Origin of the sequence: Paraburkholderia sp. PGU19 (genome assembly GCF_013426915.1) — a bacterium.
In the GTDB taxonomy this organism is placed as follows: domain Bacteria; phylum Pseudomonadota; class Gammaproteobacteria; order Burkholderiales; family Burkholderiaceae; genus Paraburkholderia.
The window spans coordinates 842,511-857,763 of sequence record NZ_AP023182.1; the positions used below are offsets into that span (position 1 = coordinate 842,511).

A 15,253-nucleotide genomic window follows, 5' to 3' on the forward strand; every position below is an offset into this window, starting at 1 on the left:
CGAAGTCCACAAGAGACACGAATGGAAGATTTACAGATCTATGACCCCGAGGGGGTCGGGAGTGACTTCTCAATTCTGGGGATGCTCGAAACGCGTCGAAAGACACGTGCGGTGATTCGGGAAGTCGCGGGTCGTATCGAAGCGGGCATGACAGAAGATGAAGCAGTTCTTCTGACGAAGAGTGTCCTCGCGGACGCCGGGATGGCGCGAACGTGGCATCCGATCATCGTGCGCTTCGGCGCGAACACGGCGGAGACGTTGACCGGACAGCCCGCATCTCGCGTCGTGCTCGCGCAGAACGACATCTTTTTTATCGATATCGGCCCGCGCTATGGACCATGGGAAGGTGATGCAGGCGAGACGTTCGTCGTCGGCAATCACTCTGAGCACGTGCGTTGCGCTCGCGATGTCAAGGCGCTGTTTCATGACATCCGTGCGGTGTGGATGAAAAGGCGACTCAAGGGCGCCGATCTGTATCGGCACGCCGCAGAGACCGCATTGAAGTTGGGTTGGATCTTAAACCTTGAAGTTGCGGGTCACCGGATATCGGACTATCCACACGCTGCGATGCATACGGGCACATTGGCGGAATTCGACCGCCATCCCGCCGCCATGCGATGGGTCCTCGAATGCCATATTCGCGATCCGCACGCAAAGTTTGGGGCGCTCTTCGCAGACCTCCTACTGCCAGACGATTACTATGCTTAACGGGAAGGAGGTTCGTACCGTAAAGCCTCCTATCACCATGCGACGCAAGGACGATTTTCCCGTGGAGCCAGCCGGCTGGAGATGGTGAACGAAAACATTTCCGTGGAGTTGGTGCCACTCGTCCAGACGACCACGGCCGTCCTTAGCCATCGGATACGGTGCAGCCGGCGGGTGTGAACAGGTTTCAGGGTTGAACCGTCGCATTAGCCAGATGCGTTGGGAGGCCTGTCGAAGTCAGCTGACCAGGGTAAGACGGGATTCGCAGACTCACTTTCTATGAAGGAGCACGCAAAATGGATGCGCTTGCTACAGCCCTCCCATTGAATCGAATTCAAAGGTGCGACACGGGGCAGGACACAATCCCCGCGCTCGGCTCACGTGGTGCCGGGAACCACTCCATGTGAACATTCGTGGATCAATCCACCGCACGCGGTTCCTGCCTGGCCCATTCCCGGCGCCGCCGCGCTTGATATTGCAGTCGCAGGCGGGATCGTGCCCATGGTGGGGGCTCACGAAGTCATTCTGTTCGGGCTCGCCTTGGGCGAGATAGTCGCTATCGTTTTTCTCAATGATCGTGTCGTAGTTGATCCATCATGAGTCTCTTCCTGGCGGCACGATCCCTTAAATTATCATTTAAATCGACCCGCTTGAAGTCGGCTTTCTCGCGTACACAAAGTTCACCCAATTTGATATGTTCGTGGTTCTCGCGTTCAAAGTTTTCAGCGGCGACATTCTCTTCGCTGCGGGCTGGTGGGCGGTCACCCTCCCAATAGACGCGCTGACCAGTGCGTCGTTGTAAGTACTCGATGTCCGTGCAATCATGATCGGTGACGGTGATCGCCATCATCCTGCTCGCTCTTCTCAATTTCGCGGGTACCGTGCGCTTTGTGAGAACGTTGCACATCCTCGTCAATGGCAAGCTTCTTGCGGGCAAACATTCCGTATCGGACGGCCGCCTCAGCACATCGGGTGAAGACGTGCATCGTGCTTCCAAATTCGATCCTTTTCGCATGGTAGGTCGCATCAGTCCGGATGACGATGGGTCACTTCGGCATTTTTAGTACGAAACGCGCACCGCCAAGCGGTGACGTGTCGATAGACACGGTACCCCCTTGCGCTTCGACGACCGTCCTGACAATCGACAAGCCGAGACCGAAGCCTCCTGTTTCGCGCGTTCGGCTTTGATCGAGTCGATAAAAAGGCTCAAAGACATTCAAACGCTCGGATTGCGGTATGCCCGGACCGTCATCATCGACAAAGATGGCCCAGGTACCGGCTTCCGCCGACCGGGTGCTGATGCGCATATGTCCATGGCCGTATTTCATGGCATTCTTGACAAGATTCATCAATGTTCGAGCAGTCAACTTCGGTTCTATCTGGACGACTTGAATAGCCGGATCGAGATCCAGTTCGCACACGACTTGATCTTGCTGCATTTCTTCAGCGAACGATTCCACAGCGTCGTCGATCAGTTCGCGAACCGAAACGGGTACCCGCGGACGCCTCGAGGCGGCGTGCTCGAGACTACCCAAGGTCAGTAACTCATTGACAAGTTCATCGAGTTCCCGCAGGTCAGCTGCAATGCTGTGGATCCGACGTCCGTTAGATTTCATCCCTGAATCTTCTTCGAGCAGCGCCAGACCGAACCCGATCCGGGAAATCGGCGTGCGCAGTTCATGCGACACAGCGTGAAGCAGTTCGCGCTCGTAAGCGACCATGCGCTGAACACGTTCTGCCATAGTGTTCCACTGTTCCGCGAGCTGTCGTACGTTCGAGTGCTTCCCTACCACTGCACGCTGCGTCAGTTCGCCGCCGCCGAACTTTCGTGCAGCGTCCTTCAGTACCTCAAGGTCTCTCCACAAGAAACGTACCCATGTAATCAACGTGAGCAACATTGTCAGCGCTAGCACGAGCCACGCGACAAAGGTAATCAGCCGCATGTCACGGCGCACTCCTAGCTTGCGAGCCTGTAGAACCGTTTCGCCGTCGGCAAGCAACAAATATTTCGTGTAGTCCGGTACCGCGACAACAATCCGGTGCCGCAATAACTGATCCTGCTCATTCGAATCAAGTTTCAACGATGTAACCGGCACTAAGGATATTGGTGTGGCCGTTAGTCGCTCCACAGATCGCAGCCGATTTTCCCACTCGGAGCGAGCCACCGAATTGAGCACATGCGCGATCAACTGCACTTCGCCTTTTGATGTCTCTCGCTCCTGCGCGGCGACGTTGTCTGCAAATGCATACTCGCCCGCCTTATTGATCGTCACCACTGCGGTGACCATTACCAGCGCCGCTACTGCGTAAAGCCTCACCAACATTCGAAACATGTCAATCTTCCCACTCCGAAGGCGCAAACAAATAACCGCGTCCCCATACGGTCTTGATACGCCGCGGTTCCCCTGCGGAGTCGTCGAACTTCCTGCGCAATTTTGAAATGCCAACATCAGTCGACCGGTCAATGCCGTCGAAGCCGATTCCCCTGAGCTTTTGTAGGATCGCATCCCGGCTCAGCACAACGCCCGGAGCGGACGCAAGGATCAACAGAAGGTTGAGTTCGGTCGACGTTAAGTCGATCGTTTGATCGCGCCAGATCACCTTTCGATCCTGTACATAAATGGCAAGACGGCCATAGCGTAGTGGATCGCATTCGGTTGGTGCGCCTGTTTGTGCGGATTCCCCTGCGCGGCGCAGCAGTGCACGAATCCGGGCCAGCAACACGGGCGGGTCGGCCGGCTTAACCACATAATCATCTGCGCCTATATCCAGTCCAAGGACCTGATCATGCGATTCGCCACGAGCTGTGAGTATTAAGACTGGCACAGTCGAGAAGGTGCGAATGCCCTTGCACACATCAACCCCATTTAATCCCGGCAGCATGACATCGAGTACGACCAGATCCGGCGAATTCTTTCGTACACTGTCGACCGCAGTGTCGCCGCGACTCGCAGTACTCACGTCAAAGCCGTAATGCCCGAGGTACTCACACATGAGCGTCGCGAGTTTCGCGTCGTCTTCGATCAGCAAAATCTTTTGCACGACAAGTCTTTCCGCATCGAGAATGGCACCAGTGCACATCTTATGGTCCATCCGATGACGTGGTGGACGATATGGCACACGTTTAACCTATCTTGTCCTGAACTCCCTCGTATCGTTTCTCGCCACCACCGGTTACGCGACGTCCGGCGACTTTCAGCGCCGGGCGAGTTGGCGTCGCATGCCCTCAGATACAGGCGAACCAGCCTTCAGTCGCTCGCTGCTGCTCAGGAAACTGAACTCAATACGGCTGGGTGGCCTGAAAGATCGCGTGAGAGAAGCCGCACTTCGCCCAAGGGGCCGCCATGCGGCCACGAAAACCAGATACGACGGAGCCTGAAGAGGATCGGACACCAGATCGCGACGGATATCACAGATTTACACACATTCCAATCAGCCTTTCACAGACACGTCCATCGCACGTCTCTACCATTCGTCGTGTTCAAGTTCGAGTTCAACTCTCTCTACGACGATGAGTAAGAGACACGCAGTTATTTTAGGTACGATCCTGTTTATCTCTAATGGCGTGTACGCTATGAATGAGCGAGCTGGAGATGGGTATGCGCTTACATTAGGCGTCGGCAGCAGTTTTGAGCCGCGTTACATGGGAAGCAGAACCTATCAATTCGCACCCGCCTATCTTTTCGACGCGAAGGGACCGTGGGGATTGTTCGCCAACTCTTCACGCGGGATCGGCTACGAGTTGGCGTTGCCTTCCAACTTTTACGCGACTGCGGCGCTTAGCTACGATGAGGGCCGCAAGGACAGGAACTCGAAACTCGGCCACGGCGCTGATTCTCTGAAGGGGATGGGTGATCTCAAGGGCGCTGTACTCGCGAACCTGTCGACCGGCTACCGATTCGGCCAGTGGGGTAGCGTAAACATATCCGTCGATCTTCCATTGACGAGGCGCGAGCATGGTGCTGCCTATCATCTGATGACCGACGCCGTGGTACTCAATACCCCATATGACAAGATTACAGTCGACGCGGCCGTGCACATTGGCAGTGGGAAATACAACCAGTCATTCTTCGGTGTGACGTCCATGCAAAGTGCGCATTCCGGGTTCCCGGAATACATGACTGGCGGCGGTGTATACGCCGCCAGCACAGGTGCTGAGTGGACTCACAAGGTTTCGCCGCATTGGTCTACGACGGTAGACGGCCAGGTTATGCGGTACACCGGCGCCGCGCTCCGGAGCCCAATCGTCACTAGCAGGTCGAACTATCTGCTCCAGGGCACAGTGAATTACACCTTCTAACGTATCACGCTTCATGCGGGATAGACGTTGGTGTCCTCTCGCACGACACCGCCCTTCAGGCGAACACATCACTTTTTAATTTGAGTATGGAAATGGACGTAGCGATCGTGGCGCTTCCAGGCTTTCAGCTGCTTGACCTCGTGGGGCCAATTGACGTATTTTGCACAGCGAATCGTCAGCTGGGCCGCATCGCATACAGGTTGCAGCTCATCGCCCCCACGCGGGAGGTGACGACAGCGTTGAAGGAAATGCGGATCGCCCCAGACTTGACGATTGACAGCCAAATGCCTGCCCTAGACACGCTACTTCTGGCCGGAGGTTCACGGTTCCAGAGAGACGAGCCAAGTCGCGCCTTGATTAGCTGGCTGAGTGCACATTTTCGTGGCGTGCGCCGCCTGGGTTCCGGATGCGCAGGCACACTCCTGTTGGCGTGCGGAGGGCTGCCTGGCGGAAGACGGGTCGCCGCCCGCGGGGCACCAGCGTTCCAGCTCGCACGAAAATATCCTGAAACATGTGTTGAACTCGACCACGTCAATCTCAAGGATGGTCAAATCTACACGTCGGCTGGTGCCACGGCTGAAACGGACCTCGCACTCGCGTTCGTCGAGGAAGATCACGGTCGCGGTATTGCTCATCGCGTCGCACGGCAACTCGTGATCTTGGCGAACTGCCGCGACAGGAAATCGCAGTTCGGCACATATCGTGCCGCGCAGGCAGAAGAGCGTGCAGCGATCCGGGATATTCAAGAGTGGATTCTGGACGACCTGTCGCGCGATTTGTCTGTTGAAGCACTAGCGGACAGGTGCGGCATAAGCGTGCACACATTTTCCAAGGTATTCAAAGGAGAGACGAGGACGACACCGAGGAGATTTGTCGAACGAGCGCGCGTCGCAGCAGCCCGCAGAATGTTAGAAAAACCAAATATATCATTGACAGAAGTCGTCCACATGTGCGGATTCAGCGACCAGAGCGATTTGCAGCGGGCGTTCATGCGGCATTTAAAGATACGACCGATCGAATATCAACAACGATGTTGTACCACCCAACCGAAGCTCCGCCAAAGCTGGTGGTTCTGATCTCCTGTGAGATATCATCAAGGGACACTCACTCATGTTGACAGCATTCTTCTTTGTATATCCGTTCGCAGTGGCCGCACTGCTTGCCTGTGCGACTTGCCAAGACGTTCGACAGCGATCTGCGCAATGCAAATTTTGCAGTACGAATCGTCGAATCGCCAGGGTGCATAAGGACCCGAACTGACCAACCGGCAATAATGACAGGTCGTGGACTTGCTCACCTGGTTGCGTGATGCGGTTTGCAACAGTAGAAGTGAACAGGAACAGTATGGGCGCCCGGTCACGATGGGAAGGAGTGTGTGATCGCATGTCCACGTGGCAGACGTTGCCGCGGGGTACGCATGTGAAACGCCGTCGGATGCTTCCGTGCGCACGAGCTATAAGCTGCGGTGCAGCGGTGCTCTGTATTCTGGGGCTCGCGATTGCGATAGGTAGCGACACTCGTGTGAGAGATCTGATTCAGACGGTGATCGTAGAAGGATTCCCGATAGCCGAGGCTGCGTTTGCAAAGATCCAATAGCCGTGCAGATATGTGGTGATCGTTGCTCTCGAGGTTTCGCAACCGGCTGGTCAATACTAGAAGTCAATGCAACGTTAGTGCATTGGTAGTCGTCATGCGAATCGTATTGTTGGTGTGTCAATGTTTCAGATGCTCGCTCTGGTCGGTCGAGTCTGTCAGCATTCTTAATGCCTTGCTGAGTGCGAGAACGGAATTTGAGTTGATTGCCGACATACCGATCAGGCACGTGTGGTACCGAGAAGAACCCAATGTAAAAGCCCCGAGGGCGGAAACCGTGAAATGCGGCATGTTGATCCGGAGCGTCAGCCAGCGTGTCGCCACCGCGCGCGGATCCTTACGGATGTTCGCCGGACCCGGACATGCGGGAACGGCGCCTCCGTTCATCTCTATGTGAGTTCGTTCATGCTTGCCGTTGACTCGAAGGATTTGGCAGTAGTGGAATCCCAAGGAGAGGACACGCGTTGGCGATTCATCGCTCGAGCTCTGCTGCATTGTCCGCGCAGCGAAGGCGTCAGCGTGGCGGCGACCTGCCGCGAACGGCGCTCGCCAATCGGGTCGCAAGACGCATCAATACGCTTGCTCGAATTTCCTTCCGAACGAACCGTACTGATCGAATGGAGCAGTCCGACTGGCTGCCGCTACGGCGAGCAAACATGGATGCGCGCCACTGCGACCGCCGCGGGCGTATGTGTCCTTAGCGGCAAGCCCGTGATCCGCGGAAACCCGATCTTTCGACCTAGCTGCCCAAAGAACAGTGTTGGTAACGCACTCGCAATGATTCTTGCGACAGAAATCGACGAAGCGAGGAGGGCGATGTCGGTGGATGAATATACTTGATTCGTATCAAAATCTCGTTTGCGCGCTACACTTCGGGATCACAAGAGGCTCCACAGTCATGATAGACCTCCCCAGATCGGCAATATGAGGCTTACTATTGTCGGAGCTGAAGGACCGGGGTGAGCATGATTGCCGTGCCCGATATGTTGCATTTTTCGGTCTGGGGTTTAAGTGACTTCACTGTAGTTGTGCCAATCACGCTTGAAATTGCGCCAAACGAGTCGTGGCAAATTTCCTTTGAGTCTCATCTGAAAAATTCAATGATCTCTGCGCTGCCAATGACCGGAAAGAGGCGCATAACGGCCTCACAGATTCAGCTTCCCGAGTGTCGGCAATGGCCGATTATGCCAGGTCGTTGATTATGGAAAGTAGTCTGCTGAAATCGACGGAAACAGCATGCCGTCATGCGTGATGTATGTCCGTGAGATTTGCATAATTTCAGTGTTCTCAGCGTGGAGCCGAGCGGGCTATGCGTCCATTAGACGCCGTACCACGCCTTCTGCATGTATGTTGCAAGCGTGCACACGTCGGAGCGGGTGCGATTTCCGTCGAGCTAACCCACAAGCTTGAGCCGCCCGCGTTCAATTATTCAGCGGCCAGTATCTCTGCCGGTCGATGCACGCCCACAAAGCTATTCGGACTGTGTCGGTTCCCTCCTGCCTGCGCTAGTACATGCACGCAACCGATTTCCAAGTAGCGAAATTAATCGGCGCTCACGGAAACGGATCTTCTCCACCAACGCCGGTGGTGAACTCGCAAGCGGCCCCCGGGACGCATTGAGTTCACCAGGAAATCGCAGAAATTATGCTCAGCGCGAGCTACCGACACTATCCGCCTTGCCACGCCCCGTGAACCTCTGCGGCAGATTTCTCATACCGCTTTCCATAATCAGCGACTTGGCATAATCTGCATTGTACTAAACCGCTGACGCGGTAGTGGGAGGTTGGCACAGGTCTACGGCTGACGTTTCATGAAGTGGGTCGTCTGGCGCTGAACCCCGGCGAAGCGGTGACCGGTATCGCCAGGAGCAGTATGTGAACGCCCGGTTGGGCATTCCACCCACTGCTTCCAGGAGGCTCGCCATGACGCCACTGCGCCAACGCATGCTGCATGACATGCAGATCCGTAACCTTGCAGAGAATACCCAGAAGTCCTATCTGATTCAGGTATCCAGTTTCGCCCGACACTTCCGCCGTTCGCCCGAACTGCTGGGTCCCGAGGAGATCCGGGCCTGGTTCATCTATCTTCGCGAAGAGCGCAAGCTGGCACCGGCCAGTCTCAGCCCGGCGATCGGTGCACTGCGCTTTCTCTATCGCGTGACGCTTAAACGTGACTGGAGTGACGAGGATTTCCCATTGCCCAGAAAGCCGGTCCGCCTGCCGGTTGTCCTCAGCCTGGAGGAGATCACCACCTTCTTCGACTCGATCCCCAGCCTGAAGCATCGGACCATCCTGATGGTTGCCTACGCAGCCGGCCTGCGCGTGTCGGAAGTCGTCCACCTGAAGGTCACGGACATCGACAGCAAGCGCATGGTCATCCGTGTGAACCAGGGCAAGAACCGCAAGGATCGCTACGTAATGCTCTCGCCGCGTCTGCTCGAGATCCTCAGAACGTACTGGCAAGACGCTCACCCCGCGGCTGGCTGTTTCCCGGTGATATTCCCGGACACCCCATCACGCGGGGCGCCGTCTCGCGAATCTGCGCTCTCGCACGCCAACGATGTGGCATCCGGAAGCCGATAACACCGCATTCCTTGAGACATGCGTTCGCCACGCATCTGCTGGAAGCCGGTACCGATGTGCGCAGGATCCAGCTGCTCATGGGCCATAGGTCCCTCGCGACTACTTCGCGCTACTTGAGAATCGCGACCAGCACCGTGTGTGCCACAGCGAGTCCCTTCGATCTGCTGCCGCACCCCGCACCGATTCCATCGCCGCCACCTGCGCCCGAGTACTTCTGAAGCCGGCGATGCGCCCGGCGCTCGAGGTGGCGGACATCCTTCGCCGCTGTGGTCCACAGTATCGGCAAACCCATGCCGAGGGGCTCACTCGTGTCCAGCGGCGGGTGATGAGTGCGATCGAGCTTTGTCGTACCGCCGCGCTTGGCGGGCATGTCGAGCGGTGCGACGCGTGCGGCCATCAGCGCATCGCCTACGACTCGTGCCTTATGGGGAGTCGTTTCGTATGGGGAGTAGAAGTGTCGAGCGAGCGCGAACCGAGGAGTTCGCGCTCCTGCAACTCTCCATTAAAGCTTCGCCTTGAGCATGGCGATGACCTTGTCGGATGGCCTGAACGAGCCCCTGCGCAGTTCCGGAGGAACGATTGCGTTGAGGGCTTCTAGCTTCTCGGTAGGGTCGGCACGGGTGTAGATTTCAGTAGTAGCCAGATCGCTATGTCCGAGCCAGAGAGACACTTTTCGGATATCGTTCGTGCTCTGCAGTACTATCATTGCGCACGTATGCCTCAAGACGTGCGGCGAAACACGTTTCTGTAACAACGAAGGGCACTTCTGGCTCGCCGCCTCAACGTGATGTTTGAGGACATAGGCAAACCCCCACCGGCTCATCGCCTCACCCCGCGCATTGATGAACAACTCCGGTACTCGGGCCGTTCCCCGTACCGCGATCCACGCACGTAACGCATTGGCGGTCGCCTTCCAGAGGGGGAGCGCACGCTCACGCCGTCCCTTACCATGAACGCGGATGCTCATCGACGTCAGTGCAATATCCGTCATCTGCAACCCCGTCAATTCTGAAACGCGCAGACCACCGCAGATAGCCAGATGCAGCATTGCCCGATCCCGGATTCCCTCACGTGTTGTCGGGTCTGGTGCATCGAGCAAAGCCCGGACTTCCTTTTCTAACAGGTATGGTACCAGCCTCGAGTCCGTCTTCTTGTATGGAATGCAAAGAACACGCCTTATCTGCTCGAGCACGATGGGCTCGCGATACTCGAGGAAGTGGAAGAATGACCTGATTGCTGCCAGTCGCACATTGCGGGTCTCCGGTGAGTTTTTTCGTTCATCTTCAAGATACTCGAGAAACGCACTGATCATTCCGGCGTCGAGCTGCTCCAGCGCGAGTGACGAGGGAGACACCTTAAGCCGTTCCGCGGCAAACTCGAACAGGAGCTGGAAGCTGGAGGCATAAGAGTCGCAGGTGTGTTGACTGGCACCTCTCTGATGTGCGAGGGTCTCGCGAAGGAATGCCGAGACGTGGGGAGCTAATGGAGTCATTTCTGTTCTCCGATGAGGAAGTCCTCGGCGGTGGCCGCAATATCGCGCAAGAGCTCCGGAGTGGCTTCGAGGTACCAGTAGGTGTCCTTGATGTTGGCGTGCCCCAAGTACGTCGCAAGGGCCAGCATGTGCTGCCCGACGCGGTCCCGGCCTTCAGGGCTCGCTTCGAGTGCACGAATGGCGAACGTGTGCCTGAGCCCATGCAACCGTGGGCTCTGACCGTTGTAGGAAGGGCCAATGCAAGCCAGTTTCAGCAGCTTCCGGAACGTCCAGTAGGCAATGGTGTACCTGAGTGGATGACCGTCGTCATCAACAAACACATGGTCATCGCCCGGATGTGCCAGTCGCCGCATCGTAAGATACTTGTGCAGACCCTCCGTCGCCGTATCGTGCAGAGGAACCAGACGACTCTTCTGGAATTTGCTCTTTCGAATGACGAGCCCCTCCGGCGTAATGTCGGCAGACCGTAGATTCAGGGCTTCCGATACGCGCAGACCAGTGGCGGACAGCAGAGCGATCAACGCAGCATATGTCTGTGGGCGCAAGGCATTGGTGGGCTCGAGTTTCAGCGCAGCGTCGATCAGTCGTTCAATGTCGGTCCGTGTATAAATGTACGGAGCCCGCCGTATCTTTCGGTAGGCGAAGTACCGCGCAGGCGGCAACTCATGGTTCTGATCCTCGATGGACAGGTACCGCGCGAATCTGCATACGGTCCTCAGCCGCGCGTCACGCTGGGCTACCGACGCAGCCTCAGTTGCCCAGTCGATAGCAGTCTGTGCGCGGACGTGCGTTTCACCGCGATTGGCTGCAAAGCGCGCGAAGCTACGCAACAGATATTCCACGTTCGACATCTTGAATCCCGCGACACGACAAGCAGCGAGATAGGACTCCACGGCGGACATCATTTCATCACCTCCGGCCACGGCTGGGCGATTCGCCTTAGAAGTGCAAAGTCAATCCTGGCGTAATAGGCCGTCGTGTCGATACCGCGGTGCCTGAGAATCATGCCGATCTGGTCGAGGGGAAGACCATGACGCAACATCTCGGTCGCCGCTGTGTGTCGCAGCAGATGTGCGCCCTTGGCGGGTGAACTCACCTTGGCCCGCTTGAGCGCGCGTTTCACTACCGAGGAAATGCCATCGCCCGAAACAAACGGCCTGAAGGGGGCAATGTTGCGTACGAAGACGCGGCCATCTCCTGTCACTCGGGATCGGGATTCGAGATAGCGCAGGAGTGCCTCACCAGCGTCTTGGGGCAGCGGGAGTCTAACTTCATAACGACCCTTACCCGAGACCCGCAGCGTCCCGGTTTCCCACTCAATGTCTCTCATTTGAAGGTTTGCGAGGTCGCCCGCACGCAACCCGAGTCGCACGAGCAACAGAATGATCGCGCGGTCGCGAAGTGTTCGAAGTGAATGGCCATCGCAAGCGGCTATCAGACGGTCAACATCGTCAGGCGCAAGACACTGCGGGAGTGTCGACAGGCGCCAGTGCGCTAGTGCGGGAACCGCTTGGTCGAGACCGGCTCGACACAGGCCGTGAACACCCAGATAACGCAGGAAGGCCCGCGCGCTGGTGACCCGCTTTTCGGCCGTACTGACACTGCACTTGCCAACACTGTCCAGCAGGAACGTCCGCACGCGCTTCGGATCCCATCCCCCGACATCGTGCCCAAGTAACTCGAGCATTGTCGTGGCATCGCGACAGTACAGCCGAAGTGTCGCCGGCTTTGCGCCCCGGTGCCTTTGCATCCACTGCCGGAAGCCGCTGATGATGTTGGGTTCGCAAATCTCGGCCGTTGCAGGTTTCCCTGCCTGACAGACACCGATCCCGATCAGGTACTCACGAAAGCACTTCGCTCCGAAGTAAACGTGGTGGTTTGCTTTGCCTCCCTTTGCATCTGGACAACTGCACGTCGGAAGATGTCGACGGAAGATTTCCAACATCTGCGGACCTACCTCAGCCAGAGGTCGGCTACTCATCTGCATGAAGCGGCCCAGATGATCGGCGGCACGTATGTACCGCTGGGCGCTGGCCGCTGAATATCCGTCCCGCTCCAACGCATCAGCAAAGCCGTCAATGAAGGCGCCGGCCGGTCCCGTACGCAGGCGCCTCAAAGTCTTGGGTGCTACCAGGTATGTGTCTAGCATCACGTCCTCCAGTGATGATTGCCCGTGAAAGCCAGACCACGATAGCAACGGAGGGGCGCGTTTTAATGGGGAGTAAAAACACAGAATTGTTCGGTCTGAGGCTCCGAACATGCTTTCGGACTCGCTGTTAGCCAGGACTCCCCATAAGGCACGTAATGGAGTGCACTCCATTACGTGCCGCAATAGACATTGCCCGAAGTGCCAGTCGCTCGCCCGCGCGCAATGGCTTGAACGCCGGCAGGCCGAGCTGCTTCCCGAGACCGAGTACTTCCATGTCGTCTTCACGCTTCCCGAACCCATCGCGGCTCTCGCGTACCAGAACAAACGCGTGCTCTACGACATGCTGTTTCGCGCCAGCGCCGAGACGCTGCGCACGATCGCCGCCGACCCCAGACATCTCGGTGCCGAAATCGGCTTCATCACGATCCTGCACACGTGGGGGCAGAATCTGCTGCATCATCCGCACGTGCATTGCGTTGTGCCGGGCGGCGGCATCGCCCCGGATGGCGAGCACTGGATCGCCTGCCGTCCCGGCTTCTTCCTGCCGGTGCGGGTCCTGTCACGGCTCTTCCGACGGCTCTTTACACAGCAGCTGCGCCGCGCATTCGACGCCGGCACGTTGCGCTTCCATGGCCAGCTCGAGCCGCTGCGTGATGCCCGGGCGTTCGCGGCCTGGCTTGCATCCGCGGCACGGGCGGAGTGGGTGGTCTACGCCAAGCCACCCTTTGGCGGTGCCGAACACGTGCTCGATTACCTGGGCCGCTACACCCACCGCGTCGCCATCTCCAACAACCGGTTGCTCGCCTTCGACGGGCACACCGTGCAGTTCCGCTGGAAGGACTACCGGCACGAGTCCAGACAAAGAACCATGACGCTCACGGCCGACGAGTTCATCCGTCGCTTCCTGCTGCATGTGCTGCCTGACGGCTTCAAGCGCATTCGCAGCTACGGGTGGCTCGCCAACTGCCACCGTGCCGACAGGCTCGCCACCTGCAGGCAACTGCTCGGTGTCGAGGCTCCCGCCGCTGCCGCAGCCGAGCCCGGGGAAGACTACCGTGACCGCTACCAGCGACTCACCGGCAAGTCACTGCGTGACTGCCCCGTATGTGGCAAGGGACACATGCTCCGCATCGAAGACATGCCCGGCACCCTTCCACGAGCCCCGCCACGTGCCACCCATGCGCGCTAGTTGCCACCGCACCTGTTTCCGTACACGTTCGCCTTTCCTGACGAGGCCAACGCGGCTGCACTCGTGCCTTCGACCCACTGGCGCACCAGCGTACTCCAGAACGGCGGGTGATCTGCCGGTTCACGCGCACATTCCCGCTTCCTTTACAGGTGATGCTTCCCACTCCCGCCGGAAGTCCCGGTCTGATCGCCCCTGCAAGACATCACAAATTACCGCGGCGGTCATTCAATGCCCATAGCGGCCACCGCCTGTGGAGCGGTTCAGCACAAACATTTTTTTGATTACCGGTCGCGGATCAGGTCCGACGACATGGTGATGCGCTGGTTGCCGCGACCGCCAACCAAAAAAATCTCGGCATTATGCGAAGCTTTACATAAGGCCGACGTCTTGTCATTGAGCGGAGATACTGAGCGGCCGGTCGACGCCCCATACCGACCGTTGCAAACCTGACGACAACCACGGTACCTGCCCAGCGTTGCGCCGGCAGGATGCAAACAGATATCGCAGGCATGCAAAAGCCAGCTATCGTCATGCACTCAGCCCTGTGCGCGTGGGCAATGCCGCCTTTACGTCGCGGTCATGCACTGCCAAGCATTGATCCGCGGCAGGCGGAATGGCCGCAATGACACGCGTACTGGGCACGGATGTCGTCGGTTATCTCGCCGTCGATCGCGAGACCGTAGTCGATATAAAGTTCTTCGTCAGGGCTGATGTTGGTGAGTGCGTGGATGAAGACGCGATCGCCCGTCTCGATCGCCTCGCAGTTGGGCGCGCATGCATGGTTCAGGAAACGGGCGCTGTTCCCGCCGCGACTGCCATCGATGACGCGGCCGTCAGACAGACCGAACACGAACGTATGGCCGGCCTCCGACCGCTGGCGTGCCGCTGCCCGCCGCCAGCTGATCACTTCACCCTTGTACTCGATGAGCCGTTCGCCTGCGGCGATTGGCTGAAGCGCAAACAGTCCCTGGCCATGCACGGAGGAACGTCGCGCGGTTATACGTCGCAGTCGCATGGTTATGTTTCCCTTCGATACGTCTCTGTCTTCGTCATTCCCGTTAAGGTGCGAAGCATATCGCTGCCGTCGGGCATATTCAACGACTCACATCGCATGGTGTCCAATTGTGCGCAACTAACGGTCTGTGATTTATCCCTGCCTGCCCCGCTTCGCCACCCCCCGCCGACAGGGAGTGACCGCTGGATCGTCCGCGCAAGGAAGGGTATGCAAGGCGCGGAAAACGCG

The 15,253-nt window shown here is 57.8% G+C and carries 13 protein-coding genes and 3 pseudogenes; 9 read left to right on the forward strand and 7 right to left on the reverse strand.

Annotation, left to right across the window (positions count from 1 at the left end; translation table 11 throughout):
- The first annotated feature begins 21 nt into the window (after nt 1-21).
- The gene (locus H1204_RS44235) at nt 22-708 is read left to right on the forward strand and encodes a M24 family metallopeptidase (RefSeq protein ID WP_180735318.1); all 687 of its coding nucleotides are present in this window, start codon (nt 22-24) and stop codon (nt 706-708) included.
- A gap of 565 nt (nt 709-1,273) precedes the next feature.
- Here H1204_RS44235 and H1204_RS44240 read toward each other — a convergent pair.
- Nucleotides 1,274-1,555, reverse strand: coding sequence for a hypothetical protein (locus H1204_RS44240; RefSeq protein ID WP_180735319.1), 282 nt, complete (start codon nt 1,553-1,555; stop codon nt 1,274-1,276).
- Here H1204_RS44240 and H1204_RS44245 point away from each other — a divergent pair.
- Entirely contained in the window at nt 1,542-1,769 is a 228-nt protein-coding gene (locus H1204_RS44245) for a hypothetical protein (RefSeq protein ID WP_180735320.1), read from the forward strand. The genes H1204_RS44240 and H1204_RS44245 overlap by 14 nt on opposite strands.
- Here the strand turns inward: H1204_RS44245 and H1204_RS44250 are convergent.
- Entirely contained in the window at nt 1,752-3,038 is a 1,287-nt protein-coding gene (locus H1204_RS44250; protein WP_180735321.1) for an ATP-binding protein, read from the reverse strand. The genes H1204_RS44245 and H1204_RS44250 overlap by 18 nt on opposite strands.
- A 1-nt stretch (nt 3,039) precedes the next feature.
- Nucleotides 3,040-3,786: a response regulator transcription factor gene (locus tag H1204_RS44255; RefSeq protein ID WP_180735322.1), complete on the reverse strand. Its 747-nt coding sequence runs from the start codon at nt 3,784-3,786 to the stop codon at nt 3,040-3,042.
- 493 nt (nt 3,787-4,279) lie between these two features.
- Here H1204_RS44255 and H1204_RS44260 point away from each other — a divergent pair, with 493 nt between their 5' ends.
- The 6 genes and pseudogenes from H1204_RS44260 to H1204_RS44285 form a co-directional block, all read left to right on the forward strand.
- Nucleotides 4,280-5,005: a MipA/OmpV family protein gene (locus H1204_RS44260; protein ID WP_180735323.1), complete on the forward strand. Its 726-nt coding sequence runs from the start codon at nt 4,280-4,282 to the stop codon at nt 5,003-5,005.
- Between the two features lie 92 nt (nt 5,006-5,097).
- The gene (locus H1204_RS44265; protein WP_180735324.1) at nt 5,098-6,081 is read left to right on the forward strand and encodes a helix-turn-helix domain-containing protein; all 984 of its coding nucleotides are present in this window, start codon (nt 5,098-5,100) and stop codon (nt 6,079-6,081) included.
- A 922-nt stretch (nt 6,082-7,003) separates the two neighbouring features.
- Nucleotides 7,004-7,438 carry a DUF3331 domain-containing protein gene (locus tag H1204_RS44270; protein WP_180735325.1) on the forward strand — a complete coding sequence of 145 codons (435 nt, stop codon included), beginning with the start codon at nt 7,004-7,006 and terminating at the stop codon, nt 7,436-7,438.
- A 119-nt stretch (nt 7,439-7,557) separates the two neighbouring features.
- Complete coding sequence (locus tag H1204_RS44275) at nt 7,558-7,797, forward strand: hypothetical protein (RefSeq protein WP_180735326.1); 240 nt, start codon at nt 7,558-7,560, stop codon at nt 7,795-7,797.
- Between the two features lie 723 nt (nt 7,798-8,520).
- A pseudogene (locus H1204_RS44280) lies at nt 8,521-9,398 on the forward strand (site-specific integrase).
- A gap of 8 nt (nt 9,399-9,406) precedes the next feature.
- A pseudogene (locus H1204_RS44285) lies at nt 9,407-9,601 on the forward strand (transposase zinc-binding domain-containing protein); the annotation flags it as partial.
- An 81-nt stretch (nt 9,602-9,682) separates the two neighbouring features.
- On the opposite strand, the gene H1204_RS44290 reads toward H1204_RS44285, so the two are convergent.
- From H1204_RS44290 to H1204_RS44300, 3 genes are read right to left on the reverse strand one after another with little or no spacing between them, the layout of a single operon-like run.
- Nucleotides 9,683-10,672, reverse strand: coding sequence for a tyrosine-type recombinase/integrase (locus H1204_RS44290; RefSeq protein WP_180735327.1), 990 nt, complete (start codon nt 10,670-10,672; stop codon nt 9,683-9,685).
- Nucleotides 10,669-11,577, reverse strand: a complete 909-nt coding sequence (locus tag H1204_RS44295; protein WP_180735328.1) for a tyrosine-type recombinase/integrase — start codon at nt 11,575-11,577, stop codon at nt 10,669-10,671. Before H1204_RS44295 ends, H1204_RS44290 begins: the two co-directional genes overlap by 4 nt.
- Nucleotides 11,574-12,821, reverse strand: a complete 1,248-nt coding sequence (locus H1204_RS44300; protein ID WP_243469008.1) for a site-specific integrase — start codon at nt 12,819-12,821, stop codon at nt 11,574-11,576. The genes H1204_RS44295 and H1204_RS44300 overlap by 4 nt, the downstream gene beginning before the upstream one ends.
- A 160-nt stretch (nt 12,822-12,981) precedes the next feature.
- Here H1204_RS44300 and H1204_RS44305 point away from each other — a divergent pair.
- A pseudogene (locus H1204_RS44305) lies at nt 12,982-14,010 on the forward strand (IS91 family transposase); the annotation flags it as partial.
- A 577-nt stretch (nt 14,011-14,587) separates the two neighbouring features.
- Here the strand turns inward: H1204_RS44305 and H1204_RS44315 are convergent.
- The gene (locus H1204_RS44315; RefSeq protein WP_180735329.1) at nt 14,588-15,025 is read right to left on the reverse strand and encodes an SET domain-containing protein-lysine N-methyltransferase; all 438 of its coding nucleotides are present in this window, start codon (nt 15,023-15,025) and stop codon (nt 14,588-14,590) included.
- Nucleotides 15,026-15,253 lie beyond the last annotated feature (228 nt).

What these genes read in the sequence shown, in the direction of transcription:
- H1204_RS44290 (WP_180735327.1), bottom strand. Translation starts at nt 10,672, where the DNA reads ATGACTCCATTAGCTCCCCACGTCTCGGCATTCCTTCGCGAGACCCTC.
- H1204_RS44295 (WP_180735328.1), bottom strand. Translation starts at nt 11,577, where the DNA reads ATGATGTCCGCCGTGGAGTCCTATCTCGCTGCTTGTCGTGTCGCGGGA.
- H1204_RS44270 (WP_180735325.1), top strand. Translation starts at nt 7,004, where the DNA reads ATGCTTGCCGTTGACTCGAAGGATTTGGCAGTAGTGGAATCCCAAGGA.
- H1204_RS44255 (WP_180735322.1), bottom strand. Translation starts at nt 3,786, where the DNA reads ATGTGCACTGGTGCCATTCTCGATGCGGAAAGACTTGTCGTGCAAAAG.
- H1204_RS44300 (WP_243469008.1), bottom strand. Translation starts at nt 12,821, where the DNA reads ATGCTAGACACATACCTGGTAGCACCCAAGACTTTGAGGCGCCTGCGT.
- H1204_RS44260 (WP_180735323.1), top strand. Translation starts at nt 4,280, where the DNA reads ATGAATGAGCGAGCTGGAGATGGGTATGCGCTTACATTAGGCGTCGGC.
- H1204_RS44250 (WP_180735321.1), bottom strand. Translation starts at nt 3,038, where the DNA reads ATGTTTCGAATGTTGGTGAGGCTTTACGCAGTAGCGGCGCTGGTAATG.
- H1204_RS44235 (WP_180735318.1), top strand. Translation starts at nt 22, where the DNA reads ATGGAAGATTTACAGATCTATGACCCCGAGGGGGTCGGGAGTGACTTC.
- H1204_RS44240 (WP_180735319.1), bottom strand. Translation starts at nt 1,555, where the DNA reads ATGATGGCGATCACCGTCACCGATCATGATTGCACGGACATCGAGTAC.
- H1204_RS44265 (WP_180735324.1), top strand. Translation starts at nt 5,098, where the DNA reads ATGGACGTAGCGATCGTGGCGCTTCCAGGCTTTCAGCTGCTTGACCTC.
- H1204_RS44315 (WP_180735329.1), bottom strand. Translation starts at nt 15,025, where the DNA reads ATGCGACTGCGACGTATAACCGCGCGACGTTCCTCCGTGCATGGCCAG.